Origin of the sequence: Ktedonobacter racemifer DSM 44963 (genome assembly GCF_000178855.1) — a bacterium.
Lineage (GTDB): Bacteria > Chloroflexota > Ktedonobacteria > Ktedonobacterales > Ktedonobacteraceae > Ktedonobacter > Ktedonobacter racemifer.
The window spans coordinates 1,503,340-1,527,406 of the sequence record NZ_ADVG01000001.1; the positions used below are offsets into that span (position 1 = coordinate 1,503,340).

General features: G+C 55.9%; 20 protein-coding genes. 14 read left to right on the forward strand and 6 right to left on the reverse strand.

Going from position 1 to position 24,067, the window contains the following annotated elements; translation table 11 throughout:
- Positions 1-21: 21 nt before the first annotated feature.
- Positions 22-2,118 (reverse strand): alpha-ketoacid dehydrogenase subunit alpha/beta, encoded by a 2,097-nt coding sequence (locus tag KRAC_RS06595; RefSeq protein ID WP_007905437.1) that lies wholly within the window; start codon positions 2,116-2,118, stop codon positions 22-24.
- 486 nt (positions 2,119-2,604) lie between these two features.
- Here KRAC_RS06595 and KRAC_RS06600 point away from each other — a divergent pair, with 486 nt between their 5' ends.
- Entirely contained in the window at positions 2,605-4,629 is a 2,025-nt protein-coding gene (locus KRAC_RS06600) for a beta-galactosidase (RefSeq protein WP_007905440.1), read from the forward strand.
- Positions 4,630-4,847: 218 nt separating this feature from the next.
- Here KRAC_RS06600 and KRAC_RS06605 read toward each other — a convergent pair whose 3' ends face one another.
- From KRAC_RS06605 to KRAC_RS75595, 4 genes are all read right to left on the reverse strand, one after another.
- Positions 4,848-5,315, reverse strand: coding sequence for an NUDIX hydrolase (locus KRAC_RS06605; protein ID WP_007905442.1), 468 nt, complete (start codon positions 5,313-5,315; stop codon positions 4,848-4,850).
- Between the two features lie 280 nt (positions 5,316-5,595).
- Positions 5,596-6,732: an amidohydrolase family protein gene (locus tag KRAC_RS06615; protein WP_007905447.1), complete on the reverse strand. Its 1,137-nt coding sequence runs from the start codon at positions 6,730-6,732 to the stop codon at positions 5,596-5,598.
- Positions 6,733-6,949: 217 nt separating this feature from the next.
- Positions 6,950-8,101, reverse strand: coding sequence for an AAA family ATPase (locus KRAC_RS06620; RefSeq protein ID WP_244421974.1), 1,152 nt, complete (start codon positions 8,099-8,101; stop codon positions 6,950-6,952).
- Positions 8,022-8,222 carry a hypothetical protein gene (locus KRAC_RS75595; RefSeq protein ID WP_040442023.1) on the reverse strand — a complete coding sequence of 67 codons (201 nt, stop codon included), beginning with the start codon at positions 8,220-8,222 and terminating at the stop codon, positions 8,022-8,024. The genes KRAC_RS06620 and KRAC_RS75595 overlap by 80 nt, the downstream gene beginning before the upstream one ends.
- A gap of 465 nt (positions 8,223-8,687) precedes the next feature.
- Here KRAC_RS75595 and KRAC_RS06630 point away from each other — a divergent pair, with 465 nt between their 5' ends.
- Complete coding sequence (locus KRAC_RS06630) at positions 8,688-9,074, forward strand: hypothetical protein (RefSeq protein WP_007905449.1); 387 nt, start codon at positions 8,688-8,690, stop codon at positions 9,072-9,074.
- Here the strand turns inward: KRAC_RS06630 and KRAC_RS74440 are convergent.
- Entirely contained in the window at positions 9,058-9,393 is a 336-nt protein-coding gene (locus KRAC_RS74440) for a hypothetical protein (protein WP_040442025.1), read from the reverse strand. The genes KRAC_RS06630 and KRAC_RS74440 overlap by 17 nt on opposite strands.
- Before the next feature lie 539 nt (positions 9,394-9,932).
- On the opposite strand from KRAC_RS74440, the gene KRAC_RS06640 reads away from it, so the two are divergent.
- From KRAC_RS06640 to KRAC_RS06695, 12 genes are all read left to right on the forward strand, one after another.
- The gene (locus KRAC_RS06640) at positions 9,933-10,739 is read left to right on the forward strand and encodes a retropepsin-like aspartic protease (protein ID WP_007905452.1); all 807 of its coding nucleotides are present in this window, start codon (positions 9,933-9,935) and stop codon (positions 10,737-10,739) included.
- Between the two features lie 91 nt (positions 10,740-10,830).
- A complete protein-coding gene (locus tag KRAC_RS06645) occupies positions 10,831-11,517 on the forward strand; it encodes a type II toxin-antitoxin system HicB family antitoxin (RefSeq protein ID WP_007905453.1) in 687 nt (228 codons plus the stop codon).
- A 172-nt stretch (positions 11,518-11,689) separates the two neighbouring features.
- Entirely contained in the window at positions 11,690-12,811 is a 1,122-nt protein-coding gene (locus KRAC_RS06650) for a competence protein CoiA (protein WP_007905454.1), read from the forward strand.
- 187 nt (positions 12,812-12,998) lie between these two features.
- Positions 12,999-13,355 carry a YtxH domain-containing protein gene (locus KRAC_RS06655; RefSeq protein WP_007905455.1) on the forward strand — a complete coding sequence of 119 codons (357 nt, stop codon included), beginning with the start codon at positions 12,999-13,001 and terminating at the stop codon, positions 13,353-13,355.
- Positions 13,356-13,961: 606 nt separating this feature from the next.
- Entirely contained in the window at positions 13,962-16,997 is a 3,036-nt protein-coding gene (locus KRAC_RS06660) for a sigma-54-dependent transcriptional regulator (RefSeq protein ID WP_007905456.1), read from the forward strand.
- A gap of 293 nt (positions 16,998-17,290) precedes the next feature.
- Positions 17,291-17,611 carry a PTS sugar transporter subunit IIB gene (locus KRAC_RS06665; protein WP_007905457.1) on the forward strand — a complete coding sequence of 107 codons (321 nt, stop codon included), beginning with the start codon at positions 17,291-17,293 and terminating at the stop codon, positions 17,609-17,611.
- 90 nt (positions 17,612-17,701) lie between these two features.
- Positions 17,702-19,033: a PTS sugar transporter subunit IIC gene (locus KRAC_RS06670; protein WP_040442029.1), complete on the forward strand. Its 1,332-nt coding sequence runs from the start codon at positions 17,702-17,704 to the stop codon at positions 19,031-19,033.
- A gap of 150 nt (positions 19,034-19,183) precedes the next feature.
- A complete protein-coding gene (locus KRAC_RS06675) occupies positions 19,184-20,419 on the forward strand; it encodes an ABC transporter substrate-binding protein (RefSeq protein ID WP_007905461.1) in 1,236 nt (411 codons plus the stop codon).
- A 151-nt stretch (positions 20,420-20,570) separates the two neighbouring features.
- On the forward strand, positions 20,571-21,395 hold the full coding sequence (locus KRAC_RS06680) for an ATP-binding cassette domain-containing protein (protein WP_007905463.1): 825 nt from the start codon (positions 20,571-20,573) through the stop codon (positions 21,393-21,395).
- Between the two features lie 5 nt (positions 21,396-21,400).
- Positions 21,401-22,672 (forward strand): sugar ABC transporter permease, encoded by a 1,272-nt coding sequence (locus tag KRAC_RS06685; RefSeq protein WP_007905464.1) that lies wholly within the window; start codon positions 21,401-21,403, stop codon positions 22,670-22,672.
- An 87-nt stretch (positions 22,673-22,759) separates the two neighbouring features.
- On the forward strand, positions 22,760-23,215 hold the full coding sequence (locus KRAC_RS06690; RefSeq protein WP_007905465.1) for an NUDIX hydrolase: 456 nt from the start codon (positions 22,760-22,762) through the stop codon (positions 23,213-23,215).
- 195 nt (positions 23,216-23,410) lie between these two features.
- Positions 23,411-23,938 (forward strand): L,D-transpeptidase, encoded by a 528-nt coding sequence (locus tag KRAC_RS06695; protein ID WP_007905467.1) that lies wholly within the window; start codon positions 23,411-23,413, stop codon positions 23,936-23,938.
- Positions 23,939-24,067: the final 129 nt, after the last annotated feature.

Below are 24,067 nucleotides of genomic sequence, written 5' to 3' on the forward strand. Positions count from 1 at the left end.
ACTCTTTTCTTTCTGAGGATCTTATTCGACGAGCAGGTCAGCGATGCGCTCCTCGATGGTTTTGGCCGTGGGATAGAAGGCAACCTCTTCGGGCGCGTTGTAGGGAGCGGCTGGCGCCGCGACCGCGCTGATGAAGGTTGGCGAGCCATCCAGGTCATAGAAGCAGTTCTGGACGATCCAGGAATGCACATGGCGGCCATAGCTGGTCAGATCGGACTCCTCGGTCACGACAACGACGCGATTAGCCTCTTTGACTGCGGCAGCGACGGTCGCTTCATCGAAGGGCATCAGCGTGCGCAGGTCAACTACCTCGATCGCGCCTCCCTCCTGCTTGACGATATTGGCTGCGGCGGTACAGGCCTCAAGAGTCATCGAACCCCAGGCGACAATCGCCACGCTCACCGGGCCTTCGCCGATGCGAATACGGCGCGCCTTACCAATGGGGAGGGTATAGTAACCCTCGGGGACGCTCCAGTACTCGGCCATCTGGGGAATAATATTGCCCTCAGCATCCTTGGGCGGCTCCGAGCGATAGAGGCGACCGCGCTCCAGGAAGGTCACAGGCGACTGCGAACGCGCAGCCTGTAACAACAAGCCCTTGGCATCAAAGGGGGTCGCGGGACAGATGGTAATCATGCCAGGAATATTGGTAAACCACTGCTCGCCGGCATTGGAGTGGCCAAAGGCGCCACCACCTGCGGTGCTGCTGGAGATGGGGCCACCGCCGCCGCTGCCCGACTTGGTGCGAATGATCATGGGCACATACCAGTCGCCAAAGCTCTGATAGGAGGTACGAGCCGCCAGGCGCACAGTCTGGGTCGACGACTGGTGGTAGTCGACGAACTGGATCTCGGCGCAACGCGCCTTACCATCGGCCATGCCAGCGCCCGCGACCAGGCCCACGATAAGCTGCTCGTTCAGCGGGCTACTGATGGCGCGCTCAGGATATTTCTGCACGAGGTTGGCGGTCGCGCCAAAGACGCCGCCCTTGGGGCTACCAACATCCTGTCCATAGACAAAGAAGTTGGGATCGCGGTCGGCCAGCTCGACCAGGGCTTCGTTGATCGCACCTAACATGGTCAGGGGGCGCTTGGCACCACGAGGAATATTCTCATGCCACTCGGGGACGGCCACGACATGCTGCATCACGCGGCTGCCATCTGGCTCCGGCTCCTGCAAGACCTCGCGCTCAACGCGATCCAGCTCTGAGCGGATCTCTTTGCGCATACGCTCGGGATCGCCTTCCTGCAAGTGACCGTTTGCCACCAGCCAGCGGCCAAAGTTCTTGACCGGGTCTTTGGTCTCGGTCGTGAGCGCGATCTCTTCTTTCTTTCGATAGGACTTGATATCAGTGCTGCTGGAATGCGGATCAAGCAGACCCAGGCGCAGATGCATCAGGACCGGCCCCTGGCCGGAACGAATACGGGCCATGAAGCGTTTGCTCGCCTCATAGGTCGCCATGATATCTGTGCCATCGACCTCTTCCGCGTAGACGCCAGCGCCCTTTGCCCACTCCACGAGCGAGCCGGCATACTGGACCACTGAGGGGGTCGTAATCGCCCAATTATTATCTTCAATGACCATGAGCACAGGGAGCTGATGCACAGCCGACTGGCGCAGAAGTACGCTGAAGTCGTTGGTGGCTGAGCCGCCATCACCTGTAGAACACATAATCAGATCTTTGCTTGCATGCTGCTTCAGCGAGAAGCCGACGCCGCCCGCGAAGGGGGCCAGGCCTCCAACCTCGCTTACACCTGGGAGGATGCGATGGCTCCGGCTGCTATAGTGCGATGGCATATTGCGCCCGGAGCACATGGGGCCAGTCGAGCGAGAATAGGCCTCGCGCAGGGGTCCATAAACATCGCCTGTGCGCTGGAGCCAGGCGGCCAGGTCACGATAGTAAAGCGCGAGCCAGTCATTTTCCTGCAAGGCAGCCACGACTGCTGCCATACCCTCATGCCCAGCACAACCAATATAGAAAGGGAAACGACCCTGAGTCTTACGAGTCTTCAACAGGTCGTTGATGGCTCGTGCGGTAACCATGGTGCGGAAAAGTGCAATGACATCTAGCGGCTGTGCTAGAGTATCAGCTTCCGTAGCTTCGATATTTACTGTCATATGCAGTAGCCTCCGTAAGTCTGCACCGACGTTCTGGGCATCGTTCAAACTCCTACAAATTCCAAATTTCTGTACTTTAAAACCTATTCCCACTCACCATTATAAGGGTGGGGTCCCTGAAAAACAAACAGCAGAGAGGGCACATGTATGGAGAGTGCGGCATCGTTGCGACACAACCACCTCTCTCTTGCTGGAAACAGCAATTCTCAGAACTGCACTCGTATAATACCATACTAGGGACGACGCTGCTAAACGCATGCGTCTACATATCATGGGACGGAGAAAGGTGACCATTCTGCATAGTAAGTAAGTTGGAGGATCCATGCTTGGCATGGGCGTGGCTGGCCCGCAAGTCGCTGCGCTCGGAGTCCATGCCAGCATGGACCCTACATGATTTGGGGAGCTGGCACATCCACACCCTCTTACCCACGCGTGATATATTGCATATGGCATCAATGCTGAAAGGAAAGGTAGCATTTAAGAGCTATGCAGCAATATTTTCCTAATAAGATCCTCTATGGTGGGGACTATAATCCGGAACAGTGGTCAGAGGAGACCTGGCGCGAGGATATGCGCCTGATGAAACTAGCCCACGTAAACATGGTTTCAATTAATATCTTCTCCTGGACTTTGCTAGAGCCAGAACCGCATAAATATCACTTTGAGCAACTGGACCGCATTATGGATATGCTGGCAGAGCATGGTATCTACGCGGACCTGGCGACCGCGACTGCCTCGCCTCCAACCTGGATGAGTCGCCTCTACCCCTCAATGCTTCCGGTGACACAGCAGGGCGTGCGCATGAGCCATGGCTCGCGCCAGCACTACTGCCCAAATAGCCCCGATTACCGACGCAAGGCCGGAGCGCTCGTCGAACAGATCGCGACGCGTTACGCCAAACACCCTGCCTTGAAGATGTGGCATCTCAACAATGAATATGGCTGCCATACAGGCGTCTGCTATTGTGAGAATTGTGCCGCCGCGTTCCGCAAATGGCTACAAGAACGCTATCAGACGCTAGACAAGGTGAACCAGGCCTGGGGAACCACCTTCTGGAGCCAGCACTACTATGAGTGGGAAGACGTGCTGCCGCCGCGTGCCACGCCAGCGCAGACCAATCCCACGCAAACGCTGGATTACTGGCGCTTTATGAATGATTCGCTGCGCGGATGCTACGAGTTGGAGGAGGAGATTCTTCGCCGCACCACGCCGTCTATCCCCTTGACGACCAATCTGATGGTGGCCTTCAAGCCCGTCGATGTCTTCGACTGGGCCAAACATATGGACATCGTTTCCTTTGATATGTACCCGACGCCTCATGATGGCGCGGCCCAGGTCGCCATGCCTCATGACATCATGCGCGGGGCGAAGGGCGGACAGCCCCACATAGTCATGGAAATGAGTCCAAGCCAGGTCAACTGGCAGCCACAGACCCCCCATAAGCGACCGGGACAACTGCGCATGCACATCATGCAGTCCATCGCGCGTGGCGCCAATGGTGCGCTCTTCTTCCAGTGGCGCCAATCCATGGCGGGCGCGGAGAAGTATCATAGCGCCGTCGTCTCACACGAGGGAAGCGAGCAGAATCGCATCTTTAAGCAGGTGGCCCAGGCTGGCGCCGAGCTGGCGAAGCTGGCCTCCCAGGTCGCCAACACTCGCATTCACGCAAAAGTCGCGCTCCTCATGGACTGGCAGAGCTGGTGGTCCTCCGAATATCAGCCGGGACCAAGCGATCAGTTGCGTTACTATGAACAGATCCTCACCTATTATAAGGCGCTCTATGCGCGGAATATCGCCGTGGATATCGTGTCCCCCGAGGCGGAGCTGGGCGAGAACCTGGGGAAGTACAAGCTGGTCATCGCGCCCTTGCTGCACATGATCATGCCAGGCGTGGAGCAGAAGCTCAAAGGCTTTGTGGAGCAGGGCGGAACCTTCCTCACGACCTTCTTCAGCGGCATCGTCGACGAGCATGAGCATGTCATCCCGGGCGGCTATCCCGGGGCGCTCCGCGAGCTGCTCGGCATCTATGTTGAGGAGTTTGATCCCCTGACGCCGCAGATGTCCAACGAGGTCGTTATCGAAGAGGGAGAACTACGCGGGCGCTATGCAGCGACCAGATGGGGCGAGCTGGTGCATCTCAAGGGTGCGCAGGCCCTGGCGAGGTTTGGGCAGGACTACTACGCGCAACAGCCGGCGATCACTGAGCATAGCTATGGGCAAGGCAAGGCCTACTATGTCGCGACGCACCCCGAGCAGCGACTGGTAGATGCGCTTATCAAGCAGATTTGCGCGCAGGCAGGCGTAGAGCCGGTGCTATCCACGCCGGAGGGCGTCGAGGTCACGCTGCGCGAGGGCGAGCACGGCGAGAAGTTCTACTTTGTGCTCAATCAGAGCAAGGAGCGGCAGCAGATCACTCTGTCAGAGGGAAGCTATACCTCCCTCCTGGATGAGGGAAAGGTCCAGGAAACTATCACAATCGAGCCATTCGACGTCCTGGTGTTGAAGGGATAGATAAGGCGATCCGCAACCAGGGGCGACGCTGCTAAAGCACGCGTCTACATATCATGGTACGGAGAGAGGCGGCTTTTCCGCATAACGAGTAAGTAGGGTCCATGCTGGCATGGACTCCGAGACCCGCAGGCTGACACCCGTGTGCGGGAAGTCGCTTCGCTCGGAGTCCATGCCAGCATGGACCCTACATTTATTTCGCAAGCACATCAGAAAGTGCATTAAGCGTTGGGGAGGCCCTGGTCGTGGGAGGTGCTAGAGAGCTGGTTGCGGATGAGAGCGCGTTCCTGGTTGAGGAGGGCGTCTTCGATGCGCTGGCGATGCTTGGGGAGGGTGTTGGCGGGGATGGCATCTGGGGAGAAGAAGCGGCATTCACGAGACTCAAGGGTTGTGGTCAGTTCGCCGCCGGTGATGCGACAGAGGAAGGAGAGGACGACCTCTTGCTTCTGGGGCTTAGAATAGACGCCTACGAGGCGCTCGATGGCGACCTGGAGGCCTGTTTCTTCCAGGACCTCGCGGCTGACGGTCTGCTCAAGCGTTTCTCCAAGTTCCATGCCGCCACCAGGCAGGTTCCACCAGTCGATATCGCTGCGGTGGGCCAGGAGGATCTGGCCCTGGCGAAAGATCAGGGCAGAGATCCCAATGCGAAATTGGGCGAGATTAGTCACAGAATTAAGTGATTTAGACATTGATATTTTTCCTTTTTAGTGCCTTTCCGCGAGAATTTGGGGGGGAAGAGAGTGAAGGTGGGGACACCCCACACCCCGGCAGGGGAGAACCCCTGCATCCCCTGGGTCAAGTGCTGAAATAGAGTTGGGGGGAAGAGAGTGAAGGTGGGGGCACCCCACACCCCGGCAGGGGAGAACCCCTGCATCCCCTGGGTCAAGTGCTGAAATAGAGTTGGGGGGAAGAGAGTGAAGATGGGGACACCCCACACCCCGGCAGGGGAGAACCCCTGCACCCCCTGGGTCAAGTGCTGAAATAGAGTTGGGCGGCGTTGTCGTGCAGGATCAGGCGGGCAAGGTGCTGGGCCTGGGATGTGTCTAGTTCGTCGGCGTCGATCATCTCTTGCAGGACCTGGGCCAGGATGGTACGGGCGCGTTTGGCACCCACCCAGAGCATTTCAGGGACATTGATACCGTCAGAGCTATAGGTCAGCTTGCTGGCGGGCGCGATGCTCAGGGCCTGGCGGGTGAAGGCCAGCATTTCGAGCTTTTCGACAAAGGGAATGGTATACGAGAGATCAAAGTAGACATTGGGATAGATCGCGGCCAGATAGGCCCCAAGCTGCACATAGGGATAGCTTTCGTGCAGAAGGACGATGGGCATACACTGATAGTCGCCTCGCTCGAAGATGGCGCGCAGGTGTAGCGGATTGCCCAGGCGCATATCGGTATCGCCATCGCCATATCCGGTATGAAACTGCACTGGAAGCTCTTGCTCCGCCGCCAGCTCAAAGGCTTGATGTAAGAGATAGTCGAGCAGGGGCTTGTGCATTAAGCGTAGCTCGCCATGTTGGGTAGCCTGGGCGCGGGCCTCTTTAAAGGCCGCGACCGCCTCATCTTTTGGCCATTCCGCGATCTCCAGGCCTGTGCGGTAGGCCACGATACTCTTCAGGCCACTGTAACCAAGCTTACGGGCATGGCGCACCGTTTCGCGATAGCGCGCGACTACCTCATCGAAATCGGTATGGGCCTGAATAAGACCTTGCATCAGGATCTCCAGGCGCAGGAGGGTCGCCACCCGGACGCCTCCCTGACTGGCAATCTGCTCAGGAGCATAACAGGTCGCGGGCGGTGGGTAGGCAGAGTCGAGCACCAGGGCCTCAATATGCGCATCCGTGAAGAGGCAGTGCATCAAATCGTCACCAGCAAGGCGCGAACGGGCCGCGATAATCTCATCCTCAAGCGGCTTGCAGTCATAGAAGGCTGCCGCCTGGCGCAGAAACCAGAGGTAGTAGACGGAATGCGAGACATGTTTTTGGGCAAAGCTGGGATGTGTCGCCTCGCTGAAGTAGCCACGAAAAGTCTGAGCATCCATCCGCTGCTGAAGCAGGAAGGGATGGCAATGATTATCGATAATAGGAATAGTGTTTAGATCGAGCATAACACACCTCTTAGCCCAGGCGTGACAAACAACGAGCACGGCCGTACAGGCATACAGGATAGCATGTCTGTTTGCTGAGGGCAAGATTAAGTTTTACTTGTTTTGTTTGCCGCCTGCGGCGGCAAACAAAACAAGTAAAAAGATTTTTTCGGGGACACCCCGAACCCCGCCAGGGGCGCTGCCCCTGGACTCCGTTTGCACCAACTTGCACATCACATTAGTCAGGATAGGCATTTCCATTTTGAGTGATCGACAAAGTGTGGGAATGGGGGGTGAGGTTGTGAGCGATCCGGGTTTGGGATGCGAGATTGGTGGTGGTGTCAGGAGTTTGGGTGGAATGGGGGGTGTTGGCGGGAGAGGATTCGGGAGTGTCTGAGGGGTTTGAGGAGTGGGTGTCGGAGGGGTTGGAGGAGTGGGTGTCTTCGGAATCGGGGGTGAGGAGAATGTGAGCGATCTCGAATTTGGGCTGGTGGGGATGCTGGGCCAGGAGTTCGGGGACGAGAGGCTTGATGAAGGGGTGAAGGGTATAGTGGCCGCGAGAGGTGGTATATAGCAGGTTGGCGCGGGCCATTTTGCTGAGGAGTTGGCGCACGCAGGTGTAGTCGAGGCCAAGCGCGGCTGTGACCTGGGCGGGTGAAAGGGGGTCTTCGCAGGTGTGGATAAGATGGAGGATGGTGAGGCGTTCGGGGGTGAGAGTTTTATGGGCGCTGAGTGTTGTGAGGGCGAGATTCTCTTCGAGGGAGGCATGACGGAAATGAATGTGAGAGGTTGGGCAATGCAGGGTGAGGGAGAAGGGAGCAAGCGAGGAGCCGAGTACATCGAGATGATAGTAGTTGGAGACGGGAAGGCGTTTGAGATGGAGGTGATGATCAACGGAGGCCGCCAGGGAGGAGGAACGCTTACAGGTATGGAGAACGAGAATGCTGATATCTTGCTGCTCAGCGAGGCGGCACAGGAGGGCGAGTAGTTCGCGGTCATTGCCTTTGTAGAGGGGGCAAAGGGAGGCCAGGTTATCGATCACGAGCAGGCGTGTATCGGGATAGTTAGTAAGCCGGCTTTGAAGCTCATGTAGACCCTCGGTGGGCGTGAGAGGAGTCCAGGTATTGGTAAAGGAGAGATTGTTGGGTGGGGGAGTGCCGGGTTGGGCCGACAACAGGCGCGAGCGAAGTTCATGAAGGCGGAGCAGAGAGTGATCGAGGCCGAGGTAGAAGGCACGGCCGCGAGTGGATTTGAAGGGTTGGGAGTCATCGCGAGCCTCGCCAGCGAAGGAAGACTGACCCTGCGTGACATTAAGCATGAGCTGGAGAGCGAGTGAGGTTTTGCCGGAACGCGATTCGCCGCTGAGGAGCGTCAGGCCAGCGGGAAGCAAGTTGTAAATGGGCCCAGGTGCTTGTGATGGGCGAGGGCTGGACGAGGTCATTCAGGCCCGTAAAGGGCATAAAGGGGCGAGCGAAGAGGTTGGTGTAGGTCTGCTGGTCGTGTTTCGTCATGTAAGCCTCCATAGGAAGTGTAGAGAGACGTTTTCACGATGCATAGAGATGGAAGGAGCAGAATAATATATTTTATGCAATATATATTTATAGTATGCCTAACCGGGAGCGGGTTCGTCAAGTAAAAGAGGAAATATTGAAGAAATTGAGTGAAGGGCACATCCATACGCATGAAGTTAAGGGTTGGTTGCTCAGTTCCCACGCCCATGCAGGAGAAAAAGATAGTGCTTCTACCCCCATTCGGGGGCGCAGGGGCACTACCTTTTTTCTCCTGCTGGGCGTGGGGCGCACGAGGGAGGGCAGCCACCCGGCAGGAGGGGCCTGGTAGTGTGAGGGGAGTGAGGGGTCGCATCGCCAATCAGAAATAGAGCATTTGCACCATTTTGTTTTCGCATGTTGCTTCTATACTTGAAAGAGGTCAAGACATTGGATTGTAGTGTTGCAAAGCAAGAAGGGAGAGTATTTATGATACATGATTCTAAATGGTGGTTTGGTTTTATAGCGGGTATTGTGCTCTTTTTGTGGTCAGTTGTCTTTATACTGGTACTGTCCTACCATCTGGAGCTGGGTCCCGGGTTGGGGCTTTTCTTCCTTACGGTGGGGGTCTTTATTCTGATGGCATTGATGATGCTGGTGTTTGTGTTTTTCAGGCAGACGCGTCTGATTAGCTTTGGATTGGCTGTTCCGCTGCTAGTGATGCAAATAGAATTGCTTGTTCTGACGCGTGATGCCTGGGAGCCCTGGATCAGGCTTCTCGTCAATCTGCCTGGCTGGATCGCGTTGCTTGTCGTGGGGATCGCCTATGTGGGCAGGGGTCGCTATTCCGGGAGACGGTTCAGCGCGATTGAGTAGCTTGATAGGAGGAAATATGGAGTTTTGTCGAGTGTGGTATTAGCGCCTGGCGTGACTTAGGGGTGTCACGCCAGGTGATGGTTTGCATTGGCTTGTCTCTACCAGCCGCCTCCCCAGCCGCCTCCCCAACCGCCGCCGCGCCAGCCCCAACCACCTCCCCAGCCAGGTCCCCAACCGCCGCCACGCCAGCCCCAGCCGCCTCCCCAACCGGGTCCCCAACTACTTCGCCAGCCCCAGCCGCCTCCCCAACCGGGTCCCCAACCGCCGCCGCGCCAGCCCCAGCCTCCTCCCCAGCCGCCGCCTCGCCAACCCCAGCCACCGCCGCGCCAGCCTCCTCCCCAGCCAGGCCCCCAGGGTATATCGCGGTTAGCTATGTTCACGGTTATGGGGGTCTGCACCTTCGTGGCTGTGAGAGTAGCTGCGGAGGTGCTTGTTGAAGTTGTCATTACTAAGGCGATAGCAACGGCAGTGCTGAGTAGGGCCAGACAGAGAGTTTTCCGTAGAACGGAGTGTTTCATGTCTTTTCCTTGTTCTGGTATCTGTGTCTATACACAGTTGTCGTGTGCACTATATGACGACAACGCTACTACGAAGAGTGTCTTCCAGGGGAGCACTATAGGGTCATTGCTTGCGATATATTAGTATATAGACTGATACAAACTCATGAGAGCAGTGCGCTACTTGCGTACGCGGCTACGCTGGCGTATGCGCCTACGCTGGTGGAGATGGTGAAACAGGGTTAACAAATGCTGGGCGAGGGGGGGGGCGCTACGCACGTACACTAGAGATCTTGCAAGAGGCTCTTGGAGAGACGAAGAATGCTCGGCATTGGCGAGCGTTTACCAGCGAGGAGGTAACATGAACGGATTCGATTTGATTATCAAGCCGGATGAAGAAGATGTCGATGCTGCCGAAGTCCTTGTTGATGGAACAATTGGCGGCTCCCCTTACCGTTTTCTTCTTGATACTGGTGCAGCGACAAGCAGCATTACCTTCGACGATTATACATCCACATTCGATTGCATCGAGAAGAGGGACTCATCAGGAGTTTTTGCAGCAGGCCACCTGGAGTTGATTCGGATCCCAATGATCGAGCTTGGTCCGATCTGCAAACACGACGTTTTGTTCAATTGTGTGGAAGCAAATCCCTCTGTGAGAGCAAATTTGATCGGGATGGATATTCTCAAAGACTCTTGCTGCCACTTTTTATTTGATGAACAGAGGGTTGTCATTCAAGATGAACCAGAGTCCAGCTCGCCTTTTCAAGAACTGATTCTGGACAAGAAGTTTCATCCTTACGTGACTCTTCGGTTCGGAGAGATCGAAGCGGCAGCAGTATGGGATACTGGGGCTGGAATAACCCTGGCGGACATGAGCTTTATCAAAAAGTATCCCGCTTTTTTTCAGGAAGTAGGACAATCTCAAGGAACAGACTCGACAGGAGCCCAGGTGGAAACGCCTCTCTTCATCATGACGTCTCCTATCATTGGGAATTATGCGTTTTCGCCTCATAAAGTAGCTGGAGTTGACTTGTCACACGTGAATTCCCATATCGACATACCTATGGATTTGATCCTGGGCTATACTACGCTGCGTCAAGCGAATTGGCTGTTCGATTTTCCCCGCAAGAGATGGGCGATTTCAAAACGAATCAGTGACCAATAATGAGGCAGAGGCATCAAGCCGAGGGGCTACGCTGCGAGATGGGACGACGCTGCTGAAGCACGCGTTTCTATATTGTAGAAGGAGACAAAAGATGGATTTGTATGCGCTGGTTGAAGAGTGGCCAGAGGAGAGCCTGGTCAGCTTTCGAGAGTTGCCTGGTTGCCTATCGGCTGCCCCAACCGCTGAGGAGGCTATTCAGAAGGCACCAGAGGCAATCACAGACTATCTCGAATGGTTAAAGCAGAACAAGATTCTCTTTCTCGAAGAAGGGATCACCCCAATCAACGTGGTGGTCAGGGAACGTTTGCGTGCAGACCGAGTTGGGCCGTGTTTCGAGGCTGAACTGGTTGCTCCAACTGATCGGGAGATGGCGAATGCCCTTACTGTGGCTGCAACCGCACGCGCCCTGCTCGCCGAGTTGTACAATGGTGTACAGCCTGCTCAAAGGAGCCGCGCATTCAAACCTGGTGAGTGGTCGCTCACAGACCATCTTCAGCATATTCTCCAGGCTGATGCGCACTATGTGGGGTGTCTCTCCGATCAGCCACCGGAAGCAATGCCGCCCGTAACCGAGGCAGAGCTTTCCACCAGGCTGATTGAGAACGGGATGAATTATGAGGCGTTTTTGCGCGGGCTGACGGTTGAACAGCGCGCTCGTGTGTATATCCATGGAGAGACAGAGTGGACAACGGCCAAGGTGTTACGCCGCATGACCGAACATTTGCGAGACCATTATCCCTGGATGCAGACCATCATCCGCCAGTTCTGCACACCTTAGAGGGCAGAACGAGGATAGTTCACTGAGTGATTTTAAACTAATCAATGAGAAACCTCTTTGCAAACTCCCGACCAGTAGCAGAGAAGAGATAATTGTACAGGTAAAAAGATGGGTACAGCAAATCCTGGAGCGAGAAGAACATCCGTAGTTTGACAGAGATGAGGTAGGCGCGATGCTGGTTGCGTATGGACCGGAGGGTCAGACAGTGGTGGCGAGCGAGACGCCACTGGAACAATTGCAGGAGTGGTCGCGGGATAGGCGGTTACAGTGCCCTAATTGTCGGGGGGTGGTGCATCTGCGTGGTGGAGGGGCAAAGCGGATGCAGCCGCATTTCGCGCACCAGCGGGGAGAGTGTGCGTGGAGCACGGAGGGGGAGTCGGTGCAGCATATGCGGGGGAAGGCGGTGCTGGCCAGGTGGTTGAAGGGGCAGTTTCCCGAGGCACAGGTAACGCTGGAGGAGAGGTTGCCGGAGCCTAACCGGATCGCGGACGTCTTTTTGCGCCACGCGGATGGGCTGTGCCAGGCGGTGGAATACCAGTGCGCGCCCCTGGAGATCGAGGAGTGGCAGATGCGCCACGAGGCCTACCGCAAGGCGGGTATTATAGATACCTGGATTATTGGCAGCAATCGGCGCGAGAAGCAGGAGGCCTTTATTGACGCGGTCCTCCAGATGGCGCATGAGGTGTTATTTCTGGACTCGCAGGTGACGCCACCCCGAACCTGGCTGCGCTGGCCGATTACGCGCCAGGTGGCCCAGGAGTGGCAGAGTCAGGTGACGCCCCAGGCACGGCGTATGCCGACGCTAGAGGGATGGGTGGGGCGTCAGGGCTATGGGGCCACGCTCATCGGGCCGCTGCATGATGTTCGGATAGATAGAGAGGGGCGGCTCCTCCATCCTGTGCGGAACAGGATGGAGGAACGAGGCAGGCTTCTGCAACAGATGAGCCAGGCGCAGGCGCCTGAGCCTGGGCTTATGGCGGCCTATTTGCGCACCTATATGGACGAGAGCATTGTGCATGGCATTATTGTGCCCCTGCTGAAATCTTATCTGCTTGATCCAGAGCTATTGCAGCGCTATAACTATGGGCGGGGGCTGCCGCAGCGGCCATTGAGCACGGAGGATCGCGCACGGGTGGAGAAGGCTAAGGTCTGGTTGAGAAACCTGGGGCAGAAGGGATATACGGGTACACGGCTACAGGAAATAGCGCGTGAACTGCCTTTTGTGGGGCCGTATGCGGCTTTTGCTAGCTATATGGAGCTGCTGGTAACGCTGAGTGGAGGTTTATCTCAATAATTTTGTGGTTTCACCCACAAAATTATTGAGATAAAGGCCATATATAAGTTATTTCGCAAAGGGGCGTGGGATTGAAACTCATTGCTTAGATGGTGCGTTATCTTAGTAGTATGCTTCAGCACTTATTCTGTAGCTTTAGGTGAGTGAAAAGACGGACGTTCATTCATAAGGAAGGATAGAGCGGATTATGAATAACTTTTTCAAGGGAATGTTGGTTGGTGTTGGCATTGGTCTGCTGGTCGCCCCTATGAAGGGCGAAGAGATGCGGCGCCTGGTGAGTGAGCGCACAAATGAGCTGCGCGGCTATCTCCCCGAAAACGAGCAGCTGACCGTGTACAAGCAGCAGATTAGCGACCGTGTTTCGCACACGGCTGACAACCTGAAGGGCTATGCTCAGCAGGCTTCAAGTACTCTACAGAACACGGCTGGCAATCTGAAGAACATTGGCCAGAATGCGGCTTCGGACGTGAAGAGCACGGGCCAGGATGTCGCCGATACTTCGAAAGATGCAGTGCGCTCGGCAAAGAATAGTAGTTCGTTCTAATGAAAAAAAGTGAAAGAGGGTTGGCAGCCTCCGGCTGCCAACCCTCTTTCACTTTTTTTCATTAGAACGAGTTGTGGTATAATACAAATGTTCGACTTTTGTAAGTTGGGCGTTGAAAAGGCGGTATGGTTGGGATTGAGAGGGGAAGCGTTCGCGTGAAAACGGGGTTGAGGGTTCCAGTTCGTTCTCTCTGCGATGTTGCACGCCTGGCGCTTCGCCGGATCCTGCGCCGCGAAAAAAAGACATGCCTTACGACATGTTTTAAAACATGCTTTACCATGTCTGCCTGGTGTTGGGCATGGTACATGTATCACGGCTTCTGGCCCGTTCTGGTGCTAGAAGACGTCATCAAAATGAGCATACATGCTTGCAATGGTGCAGGTGTGGGTGCTCATTTTGTTAACTCTGGTCCAGAAGCGCCTGCGGACGCTTCTGGACCAGAGTTAACAAAATGAGCATTGGATAGGAGGGATCAAGGGTATTTGCTTTTTCGATGGGGTGTTTGTATACTAGGGGGCAAGCCTACAAAAGCTCTACTTTCTATGAGATTATTTGCTCCGGATGTTTCCCCAGGCGGGGGGTTGGGGGCGAGAAAAAGGACCATGCATGCAGCGCAAAGAGCGTGTCTTGGAGGCTCTGCGCTTCCTGTGCACTCAGCAGCAACCAGGTCAGAATAGCGTGCTCAGGCGGTATTCTGGCTTCAATGCGGAAGAGGTTGCACAGCAAGCGGGCATTGATCGGACGAATGCTAGCCGAGATTTAAATCAACTGGCACAGGATGGGATGATTGAAAAGATTCCCGGGCGTCCTGTGCTTTTTGCGCTTAAGGAGAGGGGCGATGCTGAGGCTCCTTCTATAGATAAGGCTGCATCTGTGGTACCAGCGGCGCGCGATCTGCGTGTAGCAGCAGCCTCAGTGCCAAAGCCGGTAGGAGAACTTCCTATCTCGCCACTCGTGCTGAGCAGGCCGCAAACGATTGTGGCTTCGGCAGATCTGGGCGCGGTCATCACTAGCTTTGAGACGATGATCGGGCATCATGAGGGGCTGAAGGTGGCGATACAGCAGGCCAAGGCGGCAATTCTCTATCCACCACGTGGGCTGCATACGCTCTTATATGGTCCCAGCGGCGTAGGCAAGACTACGCTTGCGCGCTTGATGCATAGCTTCGCGCTGGAACATAACGCGTTCTCCCCCGACGCGCCTTTTATCAGCTTTAACTGTGCCGATTACGCGGGCAATCCACAGTTGTTGATGGGACATCTTTTTGGTGTGGTCAAGGGTGCTTATACGGGAGCCGACCGGGACCGGGCAGGACTGGTCGAGCAGGCACACCGGGGTATCCTCTTTCTAGATGAAGTTCATCGCCTGCCGCCTGAGGGCCAGGAGATGCTCTTTTATCTGATGGACCAGGAGCGCTTCCGGCGCCTGGGCGATATTCGTGAGCGACAGGCCTCATTGCTGTTGATCGCCGCGACCACGGAAGATCCTGCCGTAGCCCTCCTGCCGACGTTTCGCCGACGCATTCCGATGGTGATTACGCTCCCGGGCTTGAATGAGCGCACATCCAGAGAGCGCTATGAGCTGATCCGCGCCTTCTTTAACGCGGAATGTAGTAGTATTGGCGCCAACATCCAGGTCGCGCCCCAGGTCTTGCAGGCCTTACTACTCTATGATTGCCCCGGCAATATTGGCCAACTCAGAACGGATGTACAGTTGATCTGTGCACGCGCCTACCTGGAGTATCGCACTAATAATCAGCATGAGCTTCATGTGCACCTTGAGACGCTGCCAGAGCATGTGCGGCGTGGCCTGTTGCGTATCAAAGACCTCCGGCACGACACGGATGGGGAACAACCCGTCTGGGAGGCAACGCATATTTTTACACCGAGCGGGCTGAGCCTTAATGGAGTCGGAGAGTCGGCACGCAACCTGTACGATTCAATCAGCACAGGCCTGGCCTCGCTACGTAAAAGCGGCATACCTGAAGAGGAGATTACCAAGCTGCTCCAGCTTGAAATCCAGCAATATTTCCAGCACTACGCGCAGACCGTCACCCAGGAACGTCCCAACCAGGCGGCGCACCTGGTAGATGAACGGATCTCTTCGCTGGCACGCTCCGTCGTGCACTTCGCGGAGGAAGAGTTACAGCGGGCTTTTCCCGAGAAGCTTGACCTGGTCCTGGCCCTACACCTCTCCAGTATGCTTGAGCGTATGGCCCAGAGGCCCTTAATGGCTGTACCAGGGATGCAAGCGGTGCGCCAGACCTATCCCATCGAATATGCAGTCGCGCAGGCGGCCCTGACACGCGTGCAAGCGGAACTGGGAATCACATTACCAGCCAGCGAGGCCAATGTCCTGACCCTCCTCTTTACCAATGCAGATACGCTACTGAGCGTCGAGCATGCGACCGTGGGTATCGTCATCGCCGCGCATGGACACGGTATTGCCACGGGGCTGACGGAGTTGGCCAATACATTGGTTGGAGCTGATTCGGTCGCGCCGATCGAGCTGAACCTGGATCAGACGCCGGAGACGATTCTTAACCAGGTCGAACAGAGTGTACGCAAGGCCGACCAGGGGAATGGCGTGCTACTGCTTGTTGACTTTGCCTCGCTGCTCTCGCTGGGAGATATGATCGCCCAACGAACGGGCATCGCGGTCTACACGGTCTCAAACGTCAGCGCACCCCTGGTCGTAGAGGCCTCCAGGCGGGCACGGCGCGGAGAGCATATCTCGCTTGAGCAACTGGCGGCGAGCTTAAGCCAGGTCGCAAGCGAGGAGAAGGTAGGGCAGAATGGTGCGGGGAACACCAGGGGTTGGGCGGAGACGGCACAGCAGGTGGAGGAGGGACGAGGAGAGAATTTTCCAGGGCACAATGGGGAGCACGCGCCCCAGTCACGAGTCATCCTCTCGATCTGCATTACGGGCCATGGAAGCGCCGTCAAGCTGGCAGAGATTATTTATGAACGCCTGCCGGAGACGCAAGAGCAAGATGTTGAGATTATCTGCATGGATATCAACATCACAGGCAAAACGGAGGCCGAGATTCAACGCCTGGTGGGCGATAGGCAGGTGGTGGGCATCGTTGGCACGATCAATCCACATTTGCCACATATCCCCTTTATCTCATTGACCGAGGTGCTCTTTGGCGATGGTATCGCACGCCTGCGTACGTTGCTGGGCGTCACGCTCATCGATCCGGCGCTGCTTCAGCCTCAGCCCAGGCGCACGACGCCCACCTTCCAGGGGAGGCGCGAACTCTTCGAGGCCATCGCGCGCACCTTGAGTGAGCGCCTACTCTTCCTGAATCCAGGGCGCGTGCTTCCAATGCTGGAGAGTATGCTGGAGATGATCGAGATCGAGGTAGGGGAGAGCTTTGATATTGATGTGCTGGCGGGCCTGATTGTGCACCTGGCAACTGTGCTGGAGCGAGGCGGGCATCAGGGGCGCTTTCTGGTCAGCAGCGAGGTACGACAGCGTGTGCAGAAGCATTATCCGAGTGAGCTGGATGTGTGTCGGCGCGCCTGGCAGGTCTTGGGAAGCCAGGTGGGACGGACCCTGCCAGAGGAGGAGGCGTTTAATATGGTCGGGATTCTACGCCAGGTAGATATATTCATCAATCCGAATTTACCGATACGATAGTTAAAGTTGTGTGTAGCCAATAGTTCAAATTAAGGGAGCTTCCCCGATTTGCAGGAAGGCAATCCCTAACCATAGGTGCGCGATAAATCGGGCGCCTATGGTTATAGAGCGTTCCACTTTGGGGTGCACAGTAATGCACAGATAGGAGGGGGGGAAGTGTGCTATGTGTGTAGCACACTAATTGGCATGAGACTTGCAGTAATAGAGAGTAGGAAAAACAACCTGGTCCGTAGTGTGCTAGAAAGCAACCACCAGGCACCAAACATCCACACGACGTGGCAGAAGGGTTTCGTATGGTTCAAGTCCTGATTGTGTGTAGCTGGGGGATGTCAACAAGCCTCCTGGTGGAAAGTATGCTAGCGGTGGCACAGGAACAACATTTTGCACTGAGCGTTGAGGCATTGAGCGCGGGCGAGTATACGTCCAGGGTGGACGAATGCGATATCGTCCTGCTTGCGCCTCAGATCCGGCATCTGCGTAAGAGCATAGAGAAGATCGCCAATGAGGCTGGCAAGCCAGTCGCTATGATCGAGCCTTTTCATTACGCGACGATGAACGGGGAGGCAGTGCTTGAACAGGTCCAACAAATGCTCTCAGGTGTTGGAGAAGAGTAATCAGGTGGTTGTGGTGCTTTCTGGCGACCGCTGGTCGCCAGAAAGCACCACAACCACCTAACCAAGGATGAGTGTAGCGTGAACAGGGCAATGGAGCGTTTAAGCGAGATTTTTGAGCGCTATTTTGTGCCTCCGTTGGGGGCCATCGCAAGTAGTATCTACTTGCAGGCGATTCGCGACGCCTTCATTATCTTCACGCTGCCACTCATCATCGCGGGAAGCCTGTTTCTCATCATCGCCAATCCGCCTATTGGGGCACTGGCCGAGTGGCTGAAGCCGTACCAGGGCGCGATCCTGGTGCCGTATGAGCTTTCATTCGGGTTAATGGCCCTGTTCCTGGCCTTTGGCGTGGCTCATAGCCTGGCGCAATACCGGCGTACGGAGGCGGTTCAGCCAGGAATCCTGGCCATGGTAGTCTTTCTGATCGCCAATGTGCCAGTGACGGATCTCAATGAGCTAAAACTGGGGCAGATTCTGCCCTCACTGGGGGGTCAGGGTCTGCTGGTGGCTATTCTGGTGGGTATTGCCACCACAGAGGTGGTGTACTGGTTTCGCAATTCGCGCTATACCATTCGCCTCCCCAAGACGGTGCCGCCAAACGTGAAGCGGGCCTTTGAAGCGCTGGTACCCACACTTTTCCTGATCACCGTGATCTGGTTATTGGAGTGGTTTATCAGCTCCCATACGATTATCGCGGATGGGAAGACACAGCAGCTTACACTCCCGCTATTACTCATGGAGGTCTTCAAGCCACTGGTCGTGGTGCAGGATAGCTATCCTGCGGCGCTTTTGGAGATCATCCTGATGATGTTGCTCTGGTCGGTAGGCATTCATGGCATGAACATTGTCACGGCAATCGCCCTGCCATTCTGGCTTACCACGATCTCAGCTAATGCCACAGGAGGGCATGGCATCGTTACCGAGCCATTCTTCCACATCTTTTCACACCTGGGTGGATCGGGAGCCACCTGGCCGCTCGTGATCTATATGCTGCGCTCACGTTCGTCGCAGCTACGCACGATAGGCCGCGTCGCCCTGGGTCCCGCGATCTTTAACATTAACGAGCCGGTCACCTTTGGTGTGCCGATGGTGCTCAATCCATTGATGATGATACCGTTTATCCTGGTACCCATCGTCGTGGTGAGCATCAATTACCTGGCGTTCTCGCTGGGGCTCGTGCATGTACCGATCGTGATGCAGCCATTCACCGTTCCCGTTGGAATAAGCGGGTTTATCGCTACTGGAGGAGACTGGAGAGGCAGTGTCCTGCAAGGCGTCAACCTCGTGATTTCCGCTTTGATATATTACCCGTTTTTCAAGTCCTGGGAACGTATTCTGGTGGAGCGTGAAGAGCAGGCGACACAGAAGGAGGCAGAAGCCGTGCGTGTAGCGGTAAAGCCTGCTAAAGTGATGCCTGGCTGAGGCGCCGCGCTGCTAACCCCCATTCGGGGGCAAGCGCACGCGCCTATATATCACTGTACCGGAAGAAGGGAGGTAATGAGCGGCAGAACGCTTTTTTGTAAGTGTCCAGGTATGCCTGGATAGGGACTTATCCCAAACATTTATCGTTCGATGATGAACGGCACACGCGAACATTCGATGCTCTCAATGAAGTTGGGTTTCCATTGGAAGGGAACCAAGCACAAGCAATTGGAAGGAAAAGATTCAGCGATGAAAGTATTTCGTCAGCGCAAGCCCCTTTACGCGCTCTTCGCCATGCTCGTTTTGACGATGCTCCTGGCGGCCTGCGGCAACAGCAACACCGGCAGCAACACCGGCAGCAACACCGGCAGCAGCAGCACCGCCAACGGCAAAGGTTGTAAAAACGTAGCCGTACTACTCCCCGAGACTGCCAGCTCCGACCGCTGGGACAGCAAGGACCGTCCCCTGTTGACCGACGCCATCACGAAGGCAGTGGGCCAGGCTCCTCAGTACTACAATGCTGAAGGCCAGTCTGACAAACAGCAGAACCAGGCCGACACCGCCCTGACTAAGGGTGCCTGTATCCTGGTCGTCGCTCCTTTTGATGGTCAGGCTGCGGCCGCGATCGTCGCCAAGGCAAAGTCCCGTGGCGTTCCCGTCATTGCCTATGACCGCCTGATTCAGTCCAAGGACCTCAACTACTACGTCTCCTTCGACAACGTCAAGGTTGGTGAGATCCAGGGCCAGTACATTGCCGACCACTACAAGAACTACACCAAGAGTGGCACCAACCTGGTCATGATCAACGGTGCCCAGACCGACAACAACGCCATCCTCTTCCGCCAGGGCGCCCTGAACAAGCTCCAGCCCCTGGTCGACGCCAAATCATTGACCAAGGTCTATGATCAGTACACCCCAGCCTGGGACAATGACAAGGCCCGCACCGAGATGGACGGCGCCCTCAATGCCCAGAACAACAACGTCCAGATCGCCTATGTCGCTAACGACGGTATGGCCAACTCCGTCATCGCCGCGCTGAAGGCCAAGCAGCTCAACGGTAAAGTACTGGTCACCGGCCAGGACGCGACCGTTGCTGGCTTGCAGAACATCCTCCTGGGCGACCAGATGATGACTGTCTACAAAGCCATCAGCAAAGAGGCGCAGGCCACCGCTGACCTGGTGAAGGCCATCTCTGATGGTACCGACACAGCTAGCGTCACCAATGGCGCGACCACCAAGACCGCCGATGGTGGCTCGATCCCCTCGGTTCTCGAGCAGCCTGTCGCAATCGACAAGACCAACGTCAAGACCGTACTTGATGACAACTATGTCACCAAAGGCGATCTGTGCAAAGGTCTGCCCGCGGGTACCGGCGGCATCTGCTAATCAGCCTCACGCAAGGAAGAGTGGGTGGTTCGCAAGAGTTATCCACTCTTCCCCTCTTTCAGATGGTGCACGATGGACTCCGCGAGGTGAGAGCCTCTAGCGGAGTCTATCCCTGAGTAAACATAATAGTCGAGCAATTTGGGAGGGTTCTATGGCTGATCAAGTGGCGCGGGAGTCATCAGCGGCCTTCGGTGGCAGACCAGCGGGACAGCCGATTTTGCAGATGCGTGGCATCGGCAAGCATTTTGGCGCGGTACGCGCACTAAATAATGTAGATTTCGAGGTTTATCCAGGAGAGGTTGTGGCCCTGGTTGGCGATAACGGAGCAGGCAAATCGACCCTGGTCAAAGCGATTTCAGGCGTTCAGCCGGCCGACGAAGGTGAAGTCTTTGTCAACGGGCAACAGGTCACACTTAGCAGTCCACAGACCTCCAACCGCCTGGGTATCGAAACCGTTTACCAGGATCTGGCGCTATGCGATAACCTGGACGTGGTTTCCAACCTGTTCCTGGGTCATGAGCTAAACACCGCAACCGTGCTCTCGGAGATTGAGATGGAGCGCCGCAGCCTGGAGGTATTGCGCACCCTGGACGTCAAGCTGCCTTCGGCACGCGCCATTGTCTCCACGCTTTCAGGTGGACAGCGCCAGTCGATCGCCGTTGCCAAGACCATTCTACGCAACGCGAAGGTCGTGCTTCTCGACGAGCCGACCGCGGCTCTGGGTGTCGCGCAGACCAGGCAGGTTCTGAATTTGATCAGGCGCCTGCGCGAGCAGGGTCTGGGTGTTGTAGTCATCTCACACAGCATGGCCGACGTCTTCGAGGTCGCAGACCGCATCATTGTCATGCGTCTGGGACAGCGCGTGGCCGCCTTTGACGCTAACACCACCACCAACGAGCGTGTTATTGCCGCCATTACAGGCGCGGAATTTGGCAAGTCAGCCTCTAACGGCAACGGCGTACCGGGAGGAAAGTAAGAATCATGAGCGATGTAGTAGAAAAGCCCAACACCCGGGGCACGAGCGCCGCGGGCAGTGTTGAGCGAGCAGAATATACACAGAAGCGGTCCCTGGGGCAACTGTTGCGAGGCGACCTTGGTTTTCTCCCGGTCATTCTCACACTTGTACTTGTCGTTGCCTACTTTACCATCACCACAGATGGCCTGTTTCTCAAACCAGCGAACCTGTCGGACCTGCTACAACAGATCGTCAACATTGGTATTGACGGCCTGGGCGTGACCCTGGTGCTGTTGCTTGGCGAGGTCGACCTCTCGTTGGCGGCGGTGGGTACCTTTGCCGCGGTTGTGACAGGTGTGCTCTCGACCCGTCTGGGCGTAGATCCCTACGTCGCGATGGCGGCGGGCATTCTGGTAGGTGCGTTAGCTGGATTTATCAACGGCATCTTTATCGCAGTATTGCGCGTCCCCTCGTTCATCGTCACCCTGGCGGGTTCAATCGGGTACGCGGGTCTCTTGCTGTACCTGCTCAATGGGCAATCAACCCTGATCGTGCATGACCCGGTGATTGTCTCTATCGCAGGTACCCCCTTCAGCTTCTTGCCCGACTGGCTGGGCGTTGGCGCACCAACCGTCATCCTGATCCTGTACGCAGCCTGGCAGATCATTGAGCAAATGCGGCGCAAGCAGCAAGGGTTGCGCGTGAAGTCAACCTTGAGCCTGGTAGCCAACATCGCGATCCCCTTCGTCATCGTCGAGGGTGTAATCGCCGTCCTGGAGAACACCCCAGGACCAGTCAATGGCACCTTCCTGGGAGTGCCAAATAGCGTCGCCATCTTCTTTGGCATGCTCCTGGTAATGTGGCTCATCATGACGAAGACGCGCTTTGGGCGCCACGTCTATGCGGTGGGTGGCAACATGGAGGCCGCGCGTCGCGCCGGTATTAACGTTGTCTTCATCCGTATCGTGGTCTTCACCCTCTGTTCGGCCTTTGCCGCTCTGGGTGGTATCCTCGCCGCCTCGCGCGCCACGGCTGTCGCCAGTGCCGTCAGCCCGACGCTGACCTTGCAGGCAATCGCCGCAGCCGTTATCGGCGGTGTAAGCCTCTTTGGTGGTCGTGGCACCGTCTGGGCCGTTGTGCTGGGCGCACTGATCATCGGTGGCCTGGAGAATGGTCTGGACCTGCGTAGCCAGGGTACCGACATCAAAGAGATCGTCGAAGGTATCGTCCTGGTCCTGGCTGTGACCGCCGACGCGCTGGTACGCCGCGCACAGTCCCGCAGCAGCAGTGGACGCTAAGAAGAATACATAGTGAATGATATAATGGGGCGTGGCGGCCAGTGGCTGCCACGCCCCATTATATTAACCAGAAGGTGGTAAGAGTTTGTGTTCTATCTGGCATTGAAGCGCTTTGTGGGAATCTTCTTTAACATGCTGAATGTGGGGCTTGGTGGCAACCTCCCGCCCTTTGCCTGTGTCTGCGTGATCGTGGAAGAGGACGGCAAGTTTCTGATCGTTGAGCGACCAGAGGGCGAGACGGCCTTCCCTGGAGGCTTTATGCGCTGGCGCGAGCAGCCTGAGCAGACGGCACAACGCGAGTGCCTGGAGGAGACGGGGCTTGAGGTCGAGGTGCATGAAATTGTTAGCTATGCGACCATCAGTAGTCCGGCCTTCAATCGCCTGAGCACGGTTAACCTGATCTTTCGCGGGAGCCGCGTGGGCGGGGAGCTGCGCGCCAGCATCGAGGGGCAGCCAGCCTGGTTGACAGTAGAAGAGTTAGAGCCGCGCCTGGAGGGTTTTTATTTGCATATTTACCAGGATTATGAGCGGCATATGGAGTAAATAGAAAGCGTGATGGGTGGAAAGGCCTGTGGCCTTTCCACCCATCACGCTTTCTATTTAGATGCGATTACTATTTATAGGTACTTTTATTGCTGGTAAAGCAGAAACAACATTTAAATATTTATTGACAAAAAGTGCTATATACTCACTATTAGAAAGTATTATAAATTTGCGCAAGCAAAAGGGATGGCTGAAATGAAAAAACGGGTAAACAAATTTTTTTACTTTAGTATGCTCGCGTTTGTTCTTGCCAGTTTATTAGTGATGAGTCCGCCGCCACGGCATAGCCATGCCGATGGAGCAGGCAAGCTTATCGTCATTAGTTTATCGGAGCAGACTCTGTATGCGTATGAGGATGGGGAAGAGGTGTTTGAGACTGCTATAACAAGCGGACAACCGGCCCTCCCGACTCCTACTGGTAATTTTAGCATCTTTAATAAGCAGAGTCCGACGACGTTCATCTCGCCCTGGGGTAAGGATTCGCCTTATTATTATCCACCAACGACGGTGAGCTATGCGATGGAGTTCGCGAGTGGCGGCTACTATATCCATGATGCTCCCTGGCGCAATGAATTTGGTCCAGGCACCAATAGCGAGCATTATGAAGAGGAGAGCGACCAGACGGTAACAGGCAGCCACGGCTGCGTCAATATGGCGGTAGATGACGCGGGCTGGCTCTACAACTGGGCGCCGGTTGGGACTACTGTGCAGGTCACGGCATAAATAAAAATATACTGCCCGCTGTAAGAAGCAGCCGAGAGAGTAAGTGTAGACTTGCGCTCTCGGCTGTTTCATTTTTTGGGGAAGCAGATGCTACCATTAATCCTACAAATTTTGCAGATGTACATATCT

Excerpts from the sequence above, each read along its gene's own strand:
- KRAC_RS06685 (WP_007905464.1), top strand. The coding sequence starts at position 21,401 with ATGAGCGATGTAGTAGAAAAGCCCAACACCCGGGGCACGAGCGCCGCG.
- KRAC_RS06670 (WP_040442029.1), top strand. The coding sequence starts at position 17,702 with ATGGAGCGTTTAAGCGAGATTTTTGAGCGCTATTTTGTGCCTCCGTTG.
- KRAC_RS06600 (WP_007905440.1), top strand. The coding sequence starts at position 2,605 with ATGCAGCAATATTTTCCTAATAAGATCCTCTATGGTGGGGACTATAAT.
- KRAC_RS06665 (WP_007905457.1), top strand. The coding sequence starts at position 17,291 with ATGGTTCAAGTCCTGATTGTGTGTAGCTGGGGGATGTCAACAAGCCTC.
- KRAC_RS06605 (WP_007905442.1), bottom strand. The coding sequence starts at position 5,315 with ATGTCTAAATCACTTAATTCTGTGACTAATCTCGCCCAATTTCGCATT.
- KRAC_RS06650 (WP_007905454.1), top strand. The coding sequence starts at position 11,690 with ATGCTGGTTGCGTATGGACCGGAGGGTCAGACAGTGGTGGCGAGCGAG.
- KRAC_RS75595 (WP_040442023.1), bottom strand. The coding sequence starts at position 8,222 with ATGACGAAACACGACCAGCAGACCTACACCAACCTCTTCGCTCGCCCC.
- KRAC_RS06615 (WP_007905447.1), bottom strand. The coding sequence starts at position 6,732 with ATGCTCGATCTAAACACTATTCCTATTATCGATAATCATTGCCATCCC.
- KRAC_RS06695 (WP_007905467.1), top strand. The coding sequence starts at position 23,411 with ATGAAAAAACGGGTAAACAAATTTTTTTACTTTAGTATGCTCGCGTTT.
- KRAC_RS06680 (WP_007905463.1), top strand. The coding sequence starts at position 20,571 with ATGGCTGATCAAGTGGCGCGGGAGTCATCAGCGGCCTTCGGTGGCAGA.
- KRAC_RS06645 (WP_007905453.1), top strand. The coding sequence starts at position 10,831 with ATGGATTTGTATGCGCTGGTTGAAGAGTGGCCAGAGGAGAGCCTGGTC.
- KRAC_RS06630 (WP_007905449.1), top strand. The coding sequence starts at position 8,688 with ATGATACATGATTCTAAATGGTGGTTTGGTTTTATAGCGGGTATTGTG.
- KRAC_RS06655 (WP_007905455.1), top strand. The coding sequence starts at position 12,999 with ATGAATAACTTTTTCAAGGGAATGTTGGTTGGTGTTGGCATTGGTCTG.
- KRAC_RS06595 (WP_007905437.1), bottom strand. The coding sequence starts at position 2,118 with ATGACAGTAAATATCGAAGCTACGGAAGCTGATACTCTAGCACAGCCG.
- KRAC_RS06660 (WP_007905456.1), top strand. The coding sequence starts at position 13,962 with ATGCAGCGCAAAGAGCGTGTCTTGGAGGCTCTGCGCTTCCTGTGCACT.
- KRAC_RS06640 (WP_007905452.1), top strand. The coding sequence starts at position 9,933 with ATGAACGGATTCGATTTGATTATCAAGCCGGATGAAGAAGATGTCGAT.
- KRAC_RS06675 (WP_007905461.1), top strand. The coding sequence starts at position 19,184 with ATGATGAACGGCACACGCGAACATTCGATGCTCTCAATGAAGTTGGGT.